The 17,503-nt window shown below is 44.7% G+C and carries 16 protein-coding genes; 9 read left to right on the top strand and 7 right to left on the bottom strand.

Annotated features, from left to right (window positions below):
* The first annotated feature begins 333 nt into the window (after positions 1 to 333).
* A complete protein-coding gene (locus H583_RS0119810) occupies positions 334 to 2,229 on the top strand; it encodes a PrkA family serine protein kinase (protein WP_028561999.1) in 1,896 nt (631 codons plus the stop codon).
* A gap of 151 nt (positions 2,230 to 2,380) precedes the next feature.
* Complete coding sequence (locus tag H583_RS0119805) at positions 2,381 to 3,403, top strand: protoglobin domain-containing protein (RefSeq protein WP_342663539.1); 1,023 nt, start codon at positions 2,381 to 2,383, stop codon at positions 3,401 to 3,403.
* 159 nt (positions 3,404 to 3,562) lie between these two features.
* Here the strand turns inward: H583_RS0119805 and H583_RS0119800 are convergent, their stop codons facing one another.
* Positions 3,563 to 5,002 carry a SpoVR family protein gene (locus H583_RS0119800; RefSeq protein WP_028561997.1) on the bottom strand — a complete coding sequence of 480 codons (1,440 nt, stop codon included), beginning with the start codon at positions 5,000 to 5,002 and terminating at the stop codon, positions 3,563 to 3,565.
* Positions 5,003 to 5,119: 117 nt separating this feature from the next.
* Positions 5,120 to 5,701, bottom strand: coding sequence for a nucleotidyltransferase family protein (locus H583_RS0119795; protein ID WP_028561996.1), 582 nt, complete (start codon positions 5,699 to 5,701; stop codon positions 5,120 to 5,122).
* 224 nt (positions 5,702 to 5,925) lie between these two features.
* Here H583_RS0119795 and H583_RS35455 point away from each other — a divergent pair, with 224 nt between their 5' ends.
* From H583_RS35455 to H583_RS0119775, 4 genes are all read left to right on the top strand, one after another.
* The gene (locus H583_RS35455) at positions 5,926 to 7,008 is read left to right on the top strand and encodes a glycine-rich domain-containing protein (protein ID WP_028561995.1); all 1,083 of its coding nucleotides are present in this window, start codon (positions 5,926 to 5,928) and stop codon (positions 7,006 to 7,008) included.
* 478 nt (positions 7,009 to 7,486) lie between these two features.
* A complete protein-coding gene (locus H583_RS0119785; RefSeq protein ID WP_051236664.1) occupies positions 7,487 to 8,224 on the top strand; it encodes a C39 family peptidase in 738 nt (245 codons plus the stop codon).
* A 65-nt stretch (positions 8,225 to 8,289) separates the two neighbouring features.
* Complete coding sequence (locus tag H583_RS0119780) at positions 8,290 to 9,477, top strand: hypothetical protein (protein WP_028561993.1); 1,188 nt, start codon at positions 8,290 to 8,292, stop codon at positions 9,475 to 9,477.
* A 29-nt stretch (positions 9,478 to 9,506) separates the two neighbouring features.
* Positions 9,507 to 9,980 (top strand): hypothetical protein, encoded by a 474-nt coding sequence (locus tag H583_RS0119775; protein WP_028561992.1) that lies wholly within the window; start codon positions 9,507 to 9,509, stop codon positions 9,978 to 9,980.
* Between the two features lie 122 nt (positions 9,981 to 10,102).
* On the opposite strand, the gene H583_RS0119770 is transcribed toward H583_RS0119775, so the two are convergent.
* Positions 10,103 to 10,873: a DUF4367 domain-containing protein gene (locus tag H583_RS0119770; RefSeq protein ID WP_028561991.1), complete on the bottom strand. Its 771-nt coding sequence runs from the start codon at positions 10,871 to 10,873 to the stop codon at positions 10,103 to 10,105.
* Entirely contained in the window at positions 10,870 to 11,445 is a 576-nt protein-coding gene (locus H583_RS0119765; protein ID WP_028561990.1) for an RNA polymerase sigma factor, read from the bottom strand. The genes H583_RS0119770 and H583_RS0119765 overlap by 4 nt, the downstream gene beginning before the upstream one ends.
* 332 nt (positions 11,446 to 11,777) lie before the next feature.
* Between H583_RS0119765 and H583_RS0119760 the strand changes: the two genes are divergently transcribed.
* Both H583_RS0119760 and H583_RS0119755 read left to right on the top strand, forming a co-directional pair.
* Entirely contained in the window at positions 11,778 to 12,629 is an 852-nt protein-coding gene (locus tag H583_RS0119760; RefSeq protein WP_028561989.1) for a VOC family protein, read from the top strand.
* Positions 12,630 to 12,648: 19 nt separating this feature from the next.
* On the top strand, positions 12,649 to 13,239 hold the full coding sequence (locus H583_RS0119755) for an NADPH-dependent FMN reductase (RefSeq protein ID WP_028561988.1): 591 nt from the start codon (positions 12,649 to 12,651) through the stop codon (positions 13,237 to 13,239).
* A 154-nt stretch (positions 13,240 to 13,393) separates the two neighbouring features.
* Here H583_RS0119755 and H583_RS0119750 read toward each other — a convergent pair whose 3' ends face one another.
* Complete coding sequence (locus H583_RS0119750; RefSeq protein ID WP_028561987.1) at positions 13,394 to 14,023, bottom strand: hypothetical protein; 630 nt, start codon at positions 14,021 to 14,023, stop codon at positions 13,394 to 13,396.
* Positions 14,020 to 14,928: a hypothetical protein gene (locus H583_RS0119745; RefSeq protein WP_028561986.1), complete on the bottom strand. Its 909-nt coding sequence runs from the start codon at positions 14,926 to 14,928 to the stop codon at positions 14,020 to 14,022. The genes H583_RS0119750 and H583_RS0119745 overlap by 4 nt, the downstream gene beginning before the upstream one ends.
* A gap of 236 nt (positions 14,929 to 15,164) precedes the next feature.
* On the opposite strand from H583_RS0119745, the gene H583_RS0119740 reads away from it, so the two are divergent.
* Complete coding sequence (locus H583_RS0119740; RefSeq protein ID WP_028561985.1) at positions 15,165 to 15,944, top strand: class I SAM-dependent methyltransferase; 780 nt, start codon at positions 15,165 to 15,167, stop codon at positions 15,942 to 15,944.
* Positions 15,945 to 16,046: 102 nt separating this feature from the next.
* Here H583_RS0119740 and yhbH read toward each other — a convergent pair whose 3' ends face one another.
* Entirely contained in the window at positions 16,047 to 17,195 is a 1,149-nt protein-coding gene (gene yhbH / locus H583_RS0119735) for a sporulation protein YhbH (RefSeq protein ID WP_028561984.1), read from the bottom strand.
* Positions 17,196 to 17,503: the final 308 nt, after the last annotated feature.

Here is a 17,503-nt window from a genome sequence, read left to right as displayed (position 1 = left end):
TGAGCATGTTTACATAGGCATAATAAAGGCAAGAGCAGGAAGCAGTGTCGAATATTGCTGAAATGAAGCTGAAAAAATGGGGCAACTTCCCCCAGTTGAATGCATAGTTATGTATTACTCAGAACAATTTGGGCATCAGCCTGATTAGATGTGAGGTTTATTGCGATACAGACGGAATGCAAGAGCATTGTGGCGGCGGTGTAGTGGACTACAAGTTTTTGAGCCATCTAAGGAAGGGGACAGCATCAAGCATTCAGGCAGCCTGTAGATGGCATCCGGGAGCTATCAGACACATGGATGCAAGAGCGGGAGCGATGGGAGGAGACAAGGCGCATGGATATTTTCGAACGCATATCGGCGTACAAAGCAGAGAATGAGAAGCTCGCTTGGACGGGGACGTTTAAAGACTACATTGAACTGTTGAGAAATGACCCGACTCCGGCCACGACAGCACACGCAAGAGTCTATGAGATGATCAAGTCTTATGGAGTTGAGGAATCCGGAAGCGTCAAACGCTACAAGTTTTTTGAACAGGAAATATTCGGGCTTGACCGTGCGGTTGAGAAGCTGGTCGAGGAGTATTTTCATTCGGCAGCCAGGCGGCTTGATGTGAGAAAACGGATTCTGCTGCTGATGGGGCCGGTGAGCGGCGGCAAATCGACGCTGGTCACGATGCTGAAGAAGGGGCTGGAGAAGTATTCCCGGACCGAGCAGGGAGCTGTATATGCGATCCAGGGCTGCCCGATGCACGAGGAGCCGCTGCATCTCATTCCCCATGAACTGAGGCCAGATATAGAAGCAGAGCTGGGAGTCAGAATTGAGGGCAACCTGTGCCCGTCCTGCCAAATGAGGCTGAAGACAGAATATGACGGCCAGATCGACCGGGTCGGGGTCGAGCGGGTATTAATATCGGAGGATAACCGGGTCGGAATCGGTACGTTCAGTCCGTCAGATCCGAAATCGCAGGACATTGCCGATTTGACCGGCAGCATCGATTTCTCTACCATAACCGAGTACGGCTCGGAATCTGATCCGCGGGCATACCGGTTTGACGGGGAACTGAACAAGGCGAACAGGGGATTGATGGAATTTCAGGAGATGCTCAAATGCGATGAGAAGTTTCTATGGAACCTCCTGTCTCTAACCCAGGAAGGCAATTTCAAGGCCGGGCGCTTTGCTTTGATCTCGGCGGATGAATTAATTATCGCACATACAAATGAGACGGAATACCGGTCATTTATCAGCAATAAGAAGAATGAAGCGCTCCAGTCCAGGATGATCGTCATGCCGGTGCCTTACAACCTGAAGGTGTCGGAGGAGGAGAAGATTTATTCCAAGCTGATCGGCCAAAGCGATATGAAGCATATTCATGTGGCGCCGCATGCGCTTCGCTCCGCCGCGATTTTCTCGATTTTGACCCGTCTCAAGGAGTCGAAGAAGCAGGGGATGGATTTGGTCAAGAAGATGCGGATGTATGACGGCCAGGAGGTCGAGGGCTACAAGGAAGCTGATTTGAAGGAAATGCAAAATGAGTTTATTGAAGAGGGGATGACGGGCATTGACCCCCGTTATGTCATCAATCGCATATCCAGCGCTTTAATTAAGCAGGATTTGCAGTGCATCAACGCATTAGATGTACTGCGGGCGCTTAAAGACGGTCTGGATCAGCATCCGTCGATTACAAAGGAAGAACGGGAGCGATACTTAAATTTCATCTCGGTAGCGCGCAAGGAATACGACGGCCTGGCGAAGAAGGAAATCCAAAAGGCGTTTGTCTATTCCTTTGAGGAGTCTGCCCGTACACTGTTCGAAAATTATCTGGACAATATCGAGGCTTATTGCAATTGGAGCAAGATCAAAGATCCGCTCACCGGAGAGGAGCTTGATCCGGATGAACGGCTGATGCGCTCTATTGAGGAGCAGATCGGGATATCCGAAAATGCGAAAAAAGCGTTCCGTGAAGAAATCCTGATTCGGATATCTTCTTATTCCCGCAAAAGCAAAAAATTCGACTATGCCAGCCATGACCGGCTGCGTGAAGCGATTGAGAAGAAGCTGTTTACCGATTTGAAGGACATTGTAAAAATCACCACCTCAACTAAAACACCTGATGAAAGCCAGTTGAAGCGTATTAATGAAGTCACGAAGCGGCTGATGGATGAGCACGGATACTGCCCGGTATGCTCCAACGAGCTGCTGAAATATGTAGGGAGTCTGTTGAACCGGTAATAGGTACCAACGGGGCGTTTTTGCGGATGCAGACGCTCCGTTCTTTTTTGTAAGGATAGGTCTAAAGTATTGCATCTATTGACAGATTCCGATCTCTAGGGCACAATTCCAGTATTATCTAATTCCAAAGTCTTCCCGGGAGGCATGAATTATGTCAATGATTAATGTAACAGCAGACCGTGAAAAACAATTAAAATATACAGGCATATCTGAGGAGGATTTAAAACTGCTTGCGGGCAACAAGGAAATCTTTAAAGAGGTGGTGGATGAGGTTATCGACCGGTTTTACGACCGGGTCGTTCAGGAGCCGGAACTGGCAGCGATCATCAATCGGGTCAGTACGGTTGAGCGTCTGAAGGGAACCCAGAAGGAATATTGGCTGTCCTTGACGGATGGCCATATTGATCAATCTTTCATCGAGAACCGGATTAGAATCGGACAAGTCCACTCCCGGATCGGATTAACGACAGAATGGTATCTGGGCACCTACATGATTTATCTGGATATTGCGACGCAAGTCTTTGCCCGTGTATTGCCGCAGGGATGGCAAAAAGTTGTCTTCACATTAAGCAAAATGTTCAATTTTGACTCGCAGTTGGTGCTGGAAGCGTACCAGCTAAAGGAACAGGAGCAATTGCAGACCTTTGCCGATAATCAGCAGCATTTGTTGCAGACCGTTACTTCCGCTGTGCAGGAACTGGCGGGCATGATTGTTCAACTGGACACCAGCACGCAATCCATTGCGCAGACGGCGACCAGCACGGCTGAGTCTCAGGAAAGCTCCCACCGGCTGCTTGGTGAATTAAAAGATGAAATCGAGCAAATTTCCGAGATGGGAACCTTGATTAAAGGAATCTCAGATCAGACGCATCTGCTCGGGCTGAACGCGGCCATTGAAGCTGCGCGGGCCGGGGAGCACGGACGCGGCTTTGAAGTCGTAGCGAACGAGGTGCGCAAGCTTGCGGCTAATTCCCGCTTGACGCTGGAGGAGATTCAAGAGAAGCTCTATGCGGTGGAAAACAAGGTCACAGGCGTACGTTCGGAATCCGAGAAGACGAGTGTCCAGGCGCGCCAGCAGGCCGCGAGCTCGCAGGAGCTGGCCTCCTTCGTTCAAATGATTGACCGGGTAACGAAGGAGCTGGAGGGGCTTAAAGAATCGGCGATATCTTCCTAGTTGGACAGAAGCGGAGATACGGATGACCGTAATGCTTCCAATTGTACGGGCTAAACGGTTACAGATCGTAGCAAAACAATGGAGTAAAAAAAGCTTAACAGATCGCATCCCGCCTGTGCGGGCTCCGCTTTCTGTTAAGCTTTTCATTTGAACGTATGATTATATGAATTTCCGGCTTGTTTTGAAGCCGTCACAGCTGAACACAATGGGTTTGTCTTCAACTACTGTTTCCAGATGGACATTTTTGCCCCATAACCGGACGACATAAGGAAGTGTGCGCTCCACATATTTCAAATCCAGCTCGACTCCCTCATAGTGATGTTTTAAGTACAGCTCAGAGGAGCGGTTGAAGTCGCCGTCGACAACATTAATATTCGGGAAGCCTCCGTTAACCCGGGAGTTGACGAGCTGGTCGCGAATATTTTCCCAGGTTTTATCGGTAATTTTCCATTCAGGGCCTTTCTTTTCAAATACGTACAGGTCGAGATCCTCCACCAGCTTTTTGGTTAAATAGTTGCGGATAAAGGATTGGTCCGAATCCACCTCACGCACCTCGAATATTTTCTCTTTCCCGAGTCCCGGCTTGCGTCCCAGCCGCTGGCGCTCTTCCTCGGTTGGATTATCCCAGCGCTTCTCAATATCCTCGAATATTTTCAAGCCCAAATAATAAGGGTTCAGGCTGTTGCGGGAAGGCTGGACGACAGAAGAGTTCAGCTTGGCAAATTCAATTGTTTCCTCGCTGGTCAGGTCCATCTCACGTAAAATCCGCTGATGCCAGTAGGAGGCCCAGCCCTCATTCATGATTTTTGTCTCCATTTGCGGCCAGAAGTACAGCATTTCGTCCCGCATGGTGGACATAATATCCCGTTGCCAGTCCTCAAGGGAAGGCGAGTATTCCTGAATGAACCAGACGAGGTCCTTCTCCGGGGAAGGAGGAAACCGTTTGCTCTTTACTTTGTCTTTGTCAGTGTCCTCTTGCTGATTATCCAGCGCCCATAAGTCTTCATAGGGGCCTTCAATCGGAGAGTGGTTAGAACGTTCTTCCACTCTTTTCTCCAGCATTTCAATATAACGCTTCTTGTCTAGCTGATAGGGCTTGATCAGGGTAGGATCGACATGTTCCTGAATGGCCAGCACCGCATCAATGAAACGCTCAACCTTCTCGGCCCCGTGCTCAATCTCATACCGGGCAATCCGTTCTGCGGTGGCCGACATGCTCTCCACCATATTGCGGTTGGAGCGGGAGAAGCGGGCATTATTTTTGAAAAAATCGCAGTGGGCGAGCACGTGGGCAACGATAAGCTTGTTCTGGATGAGGGAGTTGCCGTCGAGCAGAAAGGCGTAGCAGGGATTGGAGTTAATGACAAGCTCGTAAATTTTGCTTAGACCCAGATCGTATTGCATTTTCATTTTGTGGAACGTCTTTCCGAAGCTCCAGTGACTGAATCGGGTCGGCATGCCGTAGGCTCCGAATGTATAGATAATATCTGATGGACAAATCTCATATCGCATTGGATAAAAATCCAATCCAAAACCGGTGGCGATTTCTGTAATCTCGCTAATGGCTCTCTCCAACTGGTGTATTTCGTCCTGCTTCATCTTTTGCATCCCTCCGGGTGAAGCTTTTTGCTATATATGTATGGGATTCGCAGAGGGAATATGCGGTGTGGAGCAAGCAATTAGCAGCAAGCTGTATGCCGGGGTATGATTAACAAACTACGAAACAGGCCTAATCGGCATAATTTCAATTTGATGCCAGATGCTTTTCCAGTTTTTTTTGCTGATGCGTGCCTCGTAGATGCCGGCGAGTATCTCGTTGTCTTTAAAATGCGGCGTTGGACGAACAACCATATCCAGCACATCTGCCAACCCGTGAGGTGCTGCAAGTAATGGCTGATTAAGGTCATCAAGTGCCAGGCCGAGTGCGGTTACCGTCTCCGGAAACTTGGACATTGCATCTACAGATGAAGCATAAGGCGGGATATGATTGATAAGGTGCATTCTCGCTTCATTCTTCACGGACCAGGGGACATCGGGAGATATCGTTCTCAGCTGCTGTTCCAGCTGCTTCTCTGTTGCTTCCTCCAGATTGCCGGGGTCAAAGTAAATGACATCGATATCTGGCAGCGGCGTCCTAGTGTTAAACCCATGCATGACATCCCAGATCTTGGAGCGTACGAACCCCGCACATACCCACCAGTCAGGCAGATTTAACGATTGCGCAGCTTTCAGTATATTCATCATCCATCTGTCTTGTTGAACAAGTTGAATAATATCCGCCTCAGTCTTTAGCTTCAAGAAGAATCCTCCCTTAATTCACAATATAATACGAACATATATTCCGATTATATCTCGTTTTCAAACATATGGAAATAGAGAATCTCGCTTTGCTTTTAAAATCAAAGGCCTAAAAAAGTCTTTGACCTTAGGTAAACGGGGCTTACGCTATGTTAAAATAGATTCAGACAACGTGAAATACACAAGATAAGATTATAAACATTAACGATAATCAGGAGGGTGACATGAGATTTCTTGCGATGATATTATTCTTAGCCGGGATCGGATTTATCATTTATTCTCTGATTTCCAGAAGAAGCGGGATGTTCACAAGCGGCAGCAGCAATCTTACGAATTCCCTGGTTGGCAACGGGAGCGGGAACAGATATTCAGCATGGCCTGAAGTCTCCGGGCAGCCGGAAGCGCTTGGCGTACCGCTGGGACACCCGGCCCGGCCGGCAGCAGAGCGGCTTGAAGCGGCGCTTGATTCAGGTTTTGAGGAGCGTATAAAGGGCAGGCTCCAACAGCAGGATGCCCGGCTCAGCGATCAGGAGTGGAGCTGGACCTGGCTGGAGTTGAAACGATTTTTCCTAATGAGCTCTATCTGTGCGAACGTCCCCATGTATAGCAAAAAAGCGGATGAAATCTGGCATGAGATGTTGATGTTCACAAGGGATTACGAACAATTCTGTATCCGTTTTTGCGGTGAAATGATTCATCATGCGCCGCATGGAGAACAATCGAGGCCTTCACCTAGTGACCGGGCATGGTTTGATTGGCTGTATAATGAATTGTTCATTTTGTCTCCGGTCAGCGGAAAGGTATGGGGAGCATTCTTCAAAACGCCGTTTTCTGCGCAGCGGCTTGCAGATTTGGAGGGGGCGAGCAATGCAGAGTTGCGGGAGAAGTGGTTCCACAAGAAGGCGGTCGATCGTTTTACGGATGTAAGGGAGACAGTGGATTATCTGATCAGCCGCGCTCAATCCCAATTGCATGCCTCGCGAAATCGGGATATCGACGCAGTACGGCAGCCAGGCTTCAACAGCAGCTATGACACGACGATGGGAGCGGCAGGCATCCTTTCCGGCTTGCTGATCTTCAATACGCTCTCCGGTTCGGGTCAATTTCAGGAGCAAATGGATTCGGCTATGACAGATAAGGAGCGAGAGGCCAGTGGCGATGCGCAAACGATTGTGAACAGCTCTGACTCAAGTATCTGGCATGATGACCATCCACAAGATGGCTCCTCCTGCAGCAGCGGATCTGACGGGGGTTCCTCATGTAGTTCAGATGGCGGCTCATCTTGCAGTTCTTCATGCAGCAGCTAATGATTTGAAGCATGTGAAACCAGTTCAGGCTCCCTAGCTATCCTCTTTCAGATTTCATTAATAAGAATAAGTTCATGTATGGTTTCCTTGTAAAGATGGTATTGTAGTGACTTCCATTTTTACTCAAAACCATTCATGAACTTTTTTTATTAAGTAATTGAAGTTAATAAATATAATAAGCCTTGAGGTTTTTACTAATTTATCAGAAGAAGCATCTAATATTTTTAGAATGGAAAAAGAGGGGATTTGTTTAAATTTTTTTATTTTTTTTTGTAACCAACTCTAGTTTTGAATTGTTAATATAAACAATAGATTCCGATAATTTGGAAATCTTGAAAAAGGGGGGCATGACTTTTTCGAATAAACAGATATAGATATTATACATAAAAGAAAAAGTTAACTTATTGCCAGATAAGGAGGATAAATTAATACCCCGGTCGCCTAATTATACCCAATTATATTAGTGGAGGTCATACAAATGGAAAGATTCAAATCTATAAAGAAAACTTTTGCGGGAGTTTTACTGGCAACATTTTTATTCCCGACAGCTATGTTTGCTGCAGGTACAGGTGATGATCCTACACCAACAACATACGTTCCTACTGCGGCAGAGTCCAAAGCCTTACAGGAAAAGAACTTACTGGCTGAACAACATGCATATGGTTTAAGAACATTTGCTCAAGGTGAAATGAAAACCCTCAATGTTGCTAACTTTAAGCAGGAAACATCTTACTGGTGTGGACCGGCTACAGTTAAACAAGTAGTGCACTTTCTCAATGGTTCATCCCAAAATCAAACCTTTTATGCTGGAAAGCTTGGAACGACAACCGATGGGACAGACTTTTCGAAAATTCCAAAAGTATTGAATGATTATCAAACGAGCAATACTTATTCTTATCGTTCATTTGACTCTAATGAGTTTGTCACATGGCAATCTGTCATGATACTGACAACGGATTGGGGATACCCTGCAGTTCTGGATTTGAAAATTACTCCTCAGAACATGCCTTATTACAAATCTAATGTAGCAGGACATATTTTAAATACTTCAGGCTATGATGCCAGAAATACTAGTGATACCAGTAGTTATAGAGTTAGAGTCACAGACCCGTTTGATCAGGGAGGAAGAGGGGAAACGCTCGGTAACAAGTGGTATTCAATGAAAGGTGTATGGGATGCTAACCAAGCGCATTTCAGAAAAGCTGTTTTGTGGTAATATAGAAATAAAAAGGAACAAAAGGGATAAATCCCTTTTGTTCCTTTGATTTGAAAGGAGTGCTTATGTTTAAATTTAAACCTGTAATTGCGGGACTAGCTTTCATTATTTTAACTGTAGGCGTACTTTTTGTTTTAAACAGGGTAGGGAATGAAACGCCGGTCAGTGAGCCAAACAAGTTGAATCCTAATTTGGATAATAGTCCGAATCATTCAATTTCTGAACATGAACCAGATGAAAAGCCTTTTGATTTTGATCCTCCAATACAAAAAATAACGCTCAGTTTTGAAGATTTGCGTGAAACTTTTATTGCGCCTAGTTTTATGAATGACGACCTCATTGCATTTGAAATGGATCATAGCGACAAGGAGTTAAGTTATATTGGTACAGTTGCACGGGATAATGAAGAGGTAAAGATAATCTACCAAACAGATAAAAACAAAATCATTAACTCTCTGGTAGGCGTGGATAAATGGTTATACTGGGTGGAATATGACAGATACAGACAGAAGGATATGCCTTGGATAATAAAATCATACGATATTATAACAGGCGAAACAAATACTGTTGCCTCTGGCGTTGGCGAAGATCAGATAGATCCGCCGGTATTAAGGGTCTATGATAATAAAGTAACATGGATTGAAAAAGAAATTAAAAATCAAATTGTTTACAGTAACGCAATTATTTATGATCCGATATCCCAGACAAATACAAAATTATCCACAGTCCGTCTTAATGAGCAGCAAAAAGAGAGACAAGGAGAATTTTTCATTATTCAAAGACCTATTGAGGATGGACTGCTTATTTATCAATCTGTATTTAAGCCTGGGACAGACAAAACATTTGAAATTGTATTTTATCCTTACAGCCAGTCGGAAAATCCTGTTAGTGTTATACAAAAGCAAGGCATTATTGACTTTAATGGGGATAAGAAATGGTTTGTTTATACCGAGGATGAAAGAATCCATGTTATGGATCGGTTAACCGGGGATGTAAAATTCGTCATTCATGAGGATGGTAAAGATTTGAGCTATGATTCCCCATTTATTTTTAATGACATCCTGTACTATCGCTATTCAATGGAGCAAATTATGGCATTTGATTTTGAAACAGAGTCAAAAAAGGACATTACGCAATACGATGCAGTTATGTCTAAAATATTCAATAGTAAAGGGTATATTGGTTTTTCCTTTATGAAGGCTATTGAGCCGGAGGACGAGGCTGAATTTACAATCATAGATATTTCCAAATAATTATATGATACAGGAAAGGCTGAAGCTAAGTGAAACTAATAAAAGTTATTATTTTTCTAAATCTTTTACTTTTATTCTTTTTCTCATCAAGTTCTGAGATCTTATTTGCAAGTAGTAACGGTAAAGCTTTAACACCTGCACCTCCAATTGAGTTTCAAACCCAAGGGCTATTTGATCCGAAAAACAAGTATCTGGACCAAGGACGAGTATTCATAAAAAACAATAAAAATCAAACCATTACAATAAGTGTTAATACGGAATCGAAGTCTGAAGTAAACTCGATTGGCGCGACTGTTTATTTGGAAAAGTGGAACGGTACTAAATGGGTTCAAGTAGGATCAGGTACTACAATTAATACATCTAAAGATTGGTATTTTTCAGGGGAGGTCACCAAAAAAGCCGAAAGTGGTTTCTATTTCCGGGCAAACGTTACCCATTGGATTAGTCATAATGGGGTTTATGAGCAAGGGCAAACAACAACAGATTACGTATTAGTAGGGTAGCAGATTTTATAATAAGTAAAATCAAAATAGAAATAGGAACCGTTCTGTAGCATGAGTAGTACAACTACTGTGGGATATGAACGGTTTCCTTTGTTTATTTGTAGTGTATTTAATCAATTATCTTAGTTAATATTTTTTGAAATTTCTATTGCTTCATTTCTTTCTAGTTCCCCAGACACAGACACGTACATATTTTTAAACATGAATTCGATACTTAATGTTTTTTCAGGAAAATTAATAAGAAAAGCATCTGTGCCATTAATTATTATTTTTTCAACTGCGCTTTCATCCTTGTGATGTGCAGAAGTGATAGTTTCATTTCCTCTAAGAAGGCGCATAACTACTCTAAATTTGTTATTCTTATCATTGGAAAATAAAAGGATAGCTTCATTTGATTTTTTTTGATTATCGTGAAAAAACAAACGAGTATCTTGTAGAGTATAGCCTTCAGGGATAAAATTTACATATAATGGATCAAAAGATAAATATGGAAGCGCTTCTTTCCATGATGTGAATCTCTTATTCATTTTGATTTCTGTACTAATATCTTGAGTTTCAATACTATTTAAATCTGGCGGGGAAGTTTTAGGTGTTATGTTGGCGTTGTCTCCACGATCTTCAAAAATAAAAGTGACTACATCTGATTGAATTTCCTTTATGGTTTGAAAGATGGGATGAATTGCACTGGTTACCAGAGGAGTTCCGAAAGCCAATGCACCCAAAATAAATGAAGCGGCAATATAAGGTAGTATGCTTAATTTTTGTTTTCTTCCTTTATTTATTCTAGGCTTTATATTTTCCCAAGATTTTGTCGGATCGGGTGTCACTGTAAATTGCTTTGCAGCTATTTCAAAAGATTCATCGAACATCTGATTAAATTTTCCTTTATTCATTTTACATCACCCCATTCTGTAATCATTTTTTGTTTAATAGATTCCCTTGCCCTATGAAGTTTAACTTTTACTAGCGGCTCATTTATTTCTAAATAAGCGGCTATTTCTTTATAACTCATTTCCTTTTTCCATCTTAACTCAATAAGGATTTTATATTCCGGTTTTAATTGATTTAGATATTTTTCTACTACATTGATCATTTCCTTAAGCTCAATCTCTGTATGAATGGTATCAGTCGTTGTAGCAAAGTTAATACTATCGTTAATGAAAATACTATCCACATCAACTTCATTTCGAATTTTTTTTTGTTTTTTTAAGTAATTGAAAACCGTATTTCTCACAACAACTTTAATCCAAGCTTTAAGTTTGTTTTCTCCATCTAGTTCAGGAACACTCCTGATAATTTTTAAAAATGACTCCTGTATGATATCCTCTGTAGCCGCATGCTCTTTAACAATGAAAATAATTGCTCCATAAACAAATTTATAAAACTCATTATAGATTTCTTTTTGTACCCTTTCTGAAAGAGTATTAAATTCACAATCTATTAATAAAATTATCTTGCTTTGCATTAGCCCCCATTTCCCCCCGTTATATTCTTCTCTTAAATGTGAATAGATAAATAATATGTTTTTTATCCCTATTATATCCAATAAATCAAAGTATCGCATCTTATTTAATTTATTTCCTTCAGAGTTGTAGGACATCAATTGCAAAATAGTCCATTAGTATAATGTGATTCAACGAGTGCAAAAATTTCAAAATAAACTTTCTTGACGAAATAAAGTTATGTATATATAATTACTTACATAAAGTAATTAACTTTAACTATAGAAATTTAGTTTGATTTAGATAGCCAACATGAAGGAGGGATGTTTCCTTCAATTGTAAAGGGGATATGAGCATGAACTTTCATCAAAAGCCGAATAAGTTCGTCAGCCGGGTCCATCTCAAGGTGCAGCATTTGGAGCGTTCCCTGGCATTTTATCAAGAGGTGATCGGTTTCAAAGTATTGAATCGCACAGCCAAAGCGGCGGATCTGACTGCCGATGGCCGAACGGTTTTGCTGACTGTAGAACAGCCTGACAATGTCATACCGAAGCAGGGACGAACGACAGGACTTTATCATTTCGCATTGCTGCTTCCCAGCCGTCAGGATCTGGCGGGAATTGTCCGTCACTTTGCAGCTCTGAACCAACGGTTTGGTTCTTCCGACCATCTGGTCAGCGAAGCCTTGTATTTGTCTGATCCTGACGGGAATGGCATTGAAGTCTACGCCGATCGTGATGATGCGGATTGGAGCTGGAATGGCGGGCAGGTGGAGATGGCAGTTGATCCGCTCGATTTTGAAAACCTCCTTGCAGATGGAGGACAGACGGAATGGCAGGGCCTTCCTCCGGGCACAGTTATGGGCCATATTCATCTTCATGTGTCCGATCTGCGTGCGGCAGAGCAATTTTATACGCAAGGTCTGGGATTTGAGGTTGTCAGCCGCTACGGGGCACAAGCGTTGTTCATTTCGGCAGGCCGGTACCATCATCATATTGGCTTGAATATATGGAATGGCGAAGGGGCTCCCAAGCCTCCAAACAATAGTGCTGGGCTTTCATTTTACACCTTGGTTTTGCCGGATAAAGAAGCCAGAGAGCGGGTAATTGCTAAATTGCAGCAGCTCGGAGCTGATCTGGAAATAGAAGAGGATTCGGTCTTTGCGGCCGATCCGTCAGGAAATCGTATTTTGCTAAGCATTTCATAAATCAGAGGGTGTGTGTGACATGGGCTTTTTAGATAAATTATTTGGAAAACCATCCAAGGAGGAACAACCAATGGCTAAATTAAATATTGGAATTATTCTGGGAAGTACACGTCAAGGGCGGCTTAGCCCGCAGGTGGGTGAATGGGTAAAGGGGATCGCAGAACATCGTGCGGATGCCAATTATGAAATTATTGATATTGCAGATTTCAAACTGCCGTTCCTTGGGGAGGCGGATGCGCCTGGCATTGCTTCATGGAATGAGAAGCTTGCCAGCCTTGACGGTTTTGTGTTCATCGTTCAGGAGTACAACCACAGCATTACCGGAGCATTGAAAAATGCGCTTGATCTGGCGCGTGAAGCCTGGAATGACAAGGCAGCAGGCATCGTCAGCTATGGAGCAGCGGGCGGAGCCCGAGCGGCAGAGCATTTGCGCGGAATTTTGGGTGAATTGAAGGTGGCGGATGTCCGCACGCACCCGACGTTATCCTTGTTCACGGATTTTGTGAATGGCTCTGAGTTCAAGCCGCAAGATCACCATCTGAATAATGTGAACGCCATGCTGGATGAAGTGGCGGCATGGAGCGGCGCATTGAAGACATTAAGACCATAAGTCAGAGGTTGAAGCAACAAGTATTTGGAAGGTTGGACTTAACACCCGCCAGCGAACCCATATAAGGTTTCGCGTTAATATATCACCCCCTGGAATGAAGATCAGCGGAAGCTTCCACTGTCTCATTTCAGGGGGTGTTTTGATTTGTTTTCAGCTACACTGTTAAATCTATTCTTTGGAGCGCACCATCGGAATCAGATGGTTCCAACGGTTCGGCAAGCAGCTTCGAGGCTTTGAACAACAGATGGATAAGAATGAGCCAAATCAGCCAGTTGATGACCCCCCATACGATTAAGAAAAGGGCAAAATCTTCGGGCAGGTTGTATCCGAACGGCAATGCAAATAAATAAGGGACTATCATAACAAAGGCCAGCTTCCAGCGGTTATGAATGCTTGCAGTAAGAAGAGGCCTGGACTTGCGGTTTTCCGGCCGCTCTGCCCATTCAAGCAGGCCGCGGCAAATCCCGTAAAACATGACAAGCATCAGCAGGGAACTAAGTCCGTTAAGCAGGTAAGACAGGGTTAAGGGCGGGAGAATGCCTTCATTTGTAATGAGTGAAGGGGGGAAAACTAAATAAAGATAGATAACGGGTTGAAGAACCAGATTAGCAACTCCAAGCCAGCCGGTTAGGACAAAGAAGCGGGAGCAGGCGCTAAGCTTCAGGCAGGCAAAAATAATGAGCAGGCAGCCCAGCCAATCCGGCAGCAGATCAAAGCCCATTACCTTGAAATCGAACAAAATCAGGATGTACCCCCATGCGATCTGACGAAGCTCACGTCTCAACCATTTTCCCCCCTTAACTGAATCAGCCTGCGAATATCCGCTTCGTTGAAGTTTGGCCTGTATTGAACTCTCGTCTTGAAGGAACCGGAGTCAGCCTGAAAACGGACGGGGAATACCATCGGTGTCAATGCTTCCAGCGGCTTGTTCTTGTCGGGAAAGCGGAACTGGTAATTGAGTTGAAGAATATCATCCTGTGCAACATCAAGCGGATAATCAACTTGTGGCAGCGGAATCCCTCTAATTTTCTCCCCGGATAATAATTCCTCAGACGGAGATCTGACATCAGACCCGTCCGGCATAAGCAGCTTAAGCTCCAGCCATGACCCCAGCCTGCCGGCCTGGATGCTGTCGGTTCCGGTCAGCTTAAAAGGCATTTCAGCCTTGGCCTGGGTGAACCCTGAGTAGTTGCTTGAGCCTCCTGTACTGTACCAGTTCACAATGCTTTCGTTCGAATCATCGTTCTTTGGTGTCTGTTTCCCGTTGCCCTCAATAAACAGGCGGCCGAAAGGGACGGTTTCCCGTGTGCCATCACTGTAGTAGACATGGAGTAAAGTTGTCTCCATATCCTCGCCGTAAGTGTCCATCGTATCGGATGGTTGCAGTTGAAACATGACATGGTACAGGATGTGATGCTGGTAAGTTTGCTTCGGTGAACGATCGTATTGACGCAAATGATAACTTAAGGCGTCCGGCATATCGATTCTTTGAACGCGGATATCCGGATTCCGGTCCTCCAAATAGTAGATGTCGAAGGTTTCTCCATTTGAGCCGCCAAGTTCATAATAATGATTCAGCAGGATCGGCTTGCCTATTTTTTGACGGTCGGCATACCAGTAGTTTCCTATCCAGCTTAGCAGAATGAGAGCAGCAGCAATTATAATAATGCGCGGCCGTAACAGCGGCATGGTCTAATCTCCCTCCTTGTTCCGTTGCGAAATTTCAATTTCAGGACAATATGAACAGTTTAACGAAGATGGAATGAAGTGGCAATACATGATGCTGAATGCACGTGGATCTTCTTACAGGACGCATTTACTTCCATTAAAAATTATGATAAAGTGATTTTAGTTTCATAAAACGAAAATGTGTTTCATTAGATGAAACAAATACATGAATTCTATATTACAAAGGAGGTAAACGTATGAGCGATTCCGTAAAAAATCAAGTCCAGGAGCAATTCGGCAAGCACGCAGCCAAATATGTGACCAGCACCCGCCATGCCAAGGGGGAGGATTTGGCGATGCTAGTAAGCCAATCCAGGGCCGGCAAGGAAATGGAGGTGCTTGACATCGCAACGGGCGGCGGGCACGTAGCCAATGCGTTGGCGCCTCTGGTGCGCCGTGTAGTTGCCTATGATTTGACAGAACAAATGCTGGCGAAGGCAGCGGAATTTATCCAGGGGAACGGCTTGGCCAATGTTGACTTTGTTCAGGGTGATGCCGAACAGCTGCCATTTGCCGACGCTTCCTTTGACTTGGTCACATGCCGGATTGCAGCCCACCATTTCCCGAATGTGCCGGCATTCGCAGCGGAAGCGTTCCGGGTTGTCAAGCCGGGAGGCAAGCTGCTTTTTATTGACAATGTTGCACCTGAGAACGATGCTTACGATGAATTTTATAATGACGTGGAAAAGCATCGTGATCCCAGCCATGTCCGTGCATTGAAAAAGACCGAATGGATCAGTCTGCTCGAACAAAAGGGCTTTCGCATTGAATTGCTGGCTGCTTACGCTAAACCGTTCAAATTCCAGGACTGGTGTGAACGTTCCGGGATGGCTGAAGCAGAGAAGTCTGTTCTTGAAGCCAAGCTGATGGATGCATCCGGCGATGTGAAAGAGTTCTTCTCTGTTCAAACGGATGAATCAGGCAGGCTTTCCGCTTTTACAGGAGAATCCGTACTTATTCAAGCCATTCGTCCTTAATAAGGCCATGACATGCAAAAACCAGCCTGATACCGGGTATCGGGCTGGTTTTTGGGTTGAGATAAAGGGTTTATAACCAAAATTCATTCAGCGGCGGGGAAGTCAGGCCTGAGCCGGGTTGGAAAAGAAAGTTTTCAGTGCCTTATAGACTTCGCCTTTCTCGCGGATAATGGAGTACATAAATTTCTTGTTATTGATATGTTTGTAGGCTGACATCAGGGTACTGCTGCGGTTATACTGGTTCACCTCGCCGTAGCCGAACAGATTCGTCCGCTGCATAAGCTTCTCAATGAGCTTGACGCATTTTTCATTATCAGAAGTCAGATTATCGCCATCAGAGAAGTGGAAAGGGTAAATGTTCCAGTTGGCAGCCGGATAGCGGCTGTCTATAATTTCGAGAGCCTTCTGGTAAGCGGAAGAACAGATGGTACCCCCGCTTTCCCCACGCGTGAAAAATTCCTCCTCCGTAACTTCCTTCGCTTCCGTATGATGGGCAATAAAGACGATTTCCACATGCTCGTATTTGCGGCGGAGGAACTTGGTCATCCAGAAGAAGAAGCTGCGTGCGACATATTTTTCAAATGACCCCATACTGCCGGATGTATCCATAAGCGCCAGCACTACAGCATTGGAATGGGGCCGCACGACCTCCTCCCATGTCTTGAATCGCAGATCATCGGGGGAGATGCCGGAGATGCCGGAGATGCCGCGGCTTGCGTTGCGGCGCAAATTTTCCATGATCGTCCGTTTTTTGTCGATGTTGGACATAATGCCTTTTTTGCGAATGTCATGAAAGACAATATCCTCGGCCTGCATTTGCTCCTTCTGCTTATTTTCCAGATTGGGCAGCTCCAGCTCATCAAACAGCAGATTCTCCAGCTCAGCCATGCTGACCTCTGTCTCGAAATAATCCTCTCCGGGCTGATCGCCCGCCCCCTGCCCTTTGCCGGGTCCTTTTTTCGCTTGCGGATCGACACCGAGCACATCGCCCACCTGTGAATCCCCATCGCCCTGCCCGACATGCTGCTGCTTGTTGAAATTGTATATGAAGCGGTATTCATCGACACTCTTGATCGGCACCTTGACAATTTGCCGTCCGTCGGACATGATGATGCTTTCGTCTGTGAGAATATCGGGAAGATTCTGCTTGATGGCCTCCCGCACCTTCTCCTGATGCCGGGCCTGATCCTCGTAGCCCTTGCGGTGCAAGGACCAGTCCTCGCGCGATACAATAAACAGCGGCTCTGCCATGGGTGATTCCCTCCCGTGAAAATAAAAGTATTGTAATCAATATATTCATTTTGCGGCCAGTTATGTGAGGTCGTCTGTCCAGGGCGGGATAGAGAGCATCCGCTGGAAGATGTTACTCCCGGCTGAATTTCCCGTTCAGATAGGATTCAGACGTGTCCAGAGCGAATTTTAAAGGGAAGAAAAGATGTCCATGCTGGTGTTGATGATGGGTTTCAATTGTTCGATTACGGGGCTGTGCTGCCAGGTGCAGACTCTTTCATTAAATACAAATCGTTCAGCAAGGGATGCGAGGAGAAAGGGGAGTTTAT

It is taken from the genome of Paenibacillus pinihumi DSM 23905 = JCM 16419, assembly GCF_000422505.1.
Taxonomy (GTDB): domain Bacteria; phylum Bacillota; class Bacilli; order Paenibacillales; family Paenibacillaceae; genus Paenibacillus_D; species Paenibacillus_D pinihumi.
The sequence above is the reverse complement of the archived record's forward strand: the minus strand, read 5'-3'. Positions and strand labels throughout refer to the sequence as shown.

Excerpts from the sequence above, each read along its gene's own strand:
- H583_RS0119785 (WP_051236664.1), top strand. The coding sequence starts at position 7,487 with ATGGAAAGATTCAAATCTATAAAGAAAACTTTTGCGGGAGTTTTACTG.
- yhbH (WP_028561984.1), bottom strand. The coding sequence starts at position 17,195 with ATGGCAGAGCCGCTGTTTATTGTATCGCGCGAGGACTGGTCCTTGCAC.
- H583_RS0119800 (WP_028561997.1), bottom strand. The coding sequence starts at position 5,002 with ATGAAGCAGGACGAAATACACCAGTTGGAGAGAGCCATTAGCGAGATT.
- H583_RS0119780 (WP_028561993.1), top strand. The coding sequence starts at position 8,290 with ATGTTTAAATTTAAACCTGTAATTGCGGGACTAGCTTTCATTATTTTA.
- H583_RS0119755 (WP_028561988.1), top strand. The coding sequence starts at position 12,649 with ATGGGCTTTTTAGATAAATTATTTGGAAAACCATCCAAGGAGGAACAA.
- H583_RS0119805 (WP_342663539.1), top strand. The coding sequence starts at position 2,381 with ATGTCAATGATTAATGTAACAGCAGACCGTGAAAAACAATTAAAATAT.
- H583_RS0119740 (WP_028561985.1), top strand. The coding sequence starts at position 15,165 with ATGAGCGATTCCGTAAAAAATCAAGTCCAGGAGCAATTCGGCAAGCAC.
- H583_RS0119760 (WP_028561989.1), top strand. The coding sequence starts at position 11,778 with ATGAACTTTCATCAAAAGCCGAATAAGTTCGTCAGCCGGGTCCATCTC.
- H583_RS0119745 (WP_028561986.1), bottom strand. The coding sequence starts at position 14,928 with ATGCCGCTGTTACGGCCGCGCATTATTATAATTGCTGCTGCTCTCATT.
- H583_RS0119770 (WP_028561991.1), bottom strand. The coding sequence starts at position 10,873 with ATGAATAAAGGAAAATTTAATCAGATGTTCGATGAATCTTTTGAAATA.
- H583_RS0119810 (WP_028561999.1), top strand. The coding sequence starts at position 334 with ATGGATATTTTCGAACGCATATCGGCGTACAAAGCAGAGAATGAGAAG.
- H583_RS0119765 (WP_028561990.1), bottom strand. The coding sequence starts at position 11,445 with ATGCAAAGCAAGATAATTTTATTAATAGATTGTGAATTTAATACTCTT.
- H583_RS35455 (WP_028561995.1), top strand. The coding sequence starts at position 5,926 with ATGAGATTTCTTGCGATGATATTATTCTTAGCCGGGATCGGATTTATC.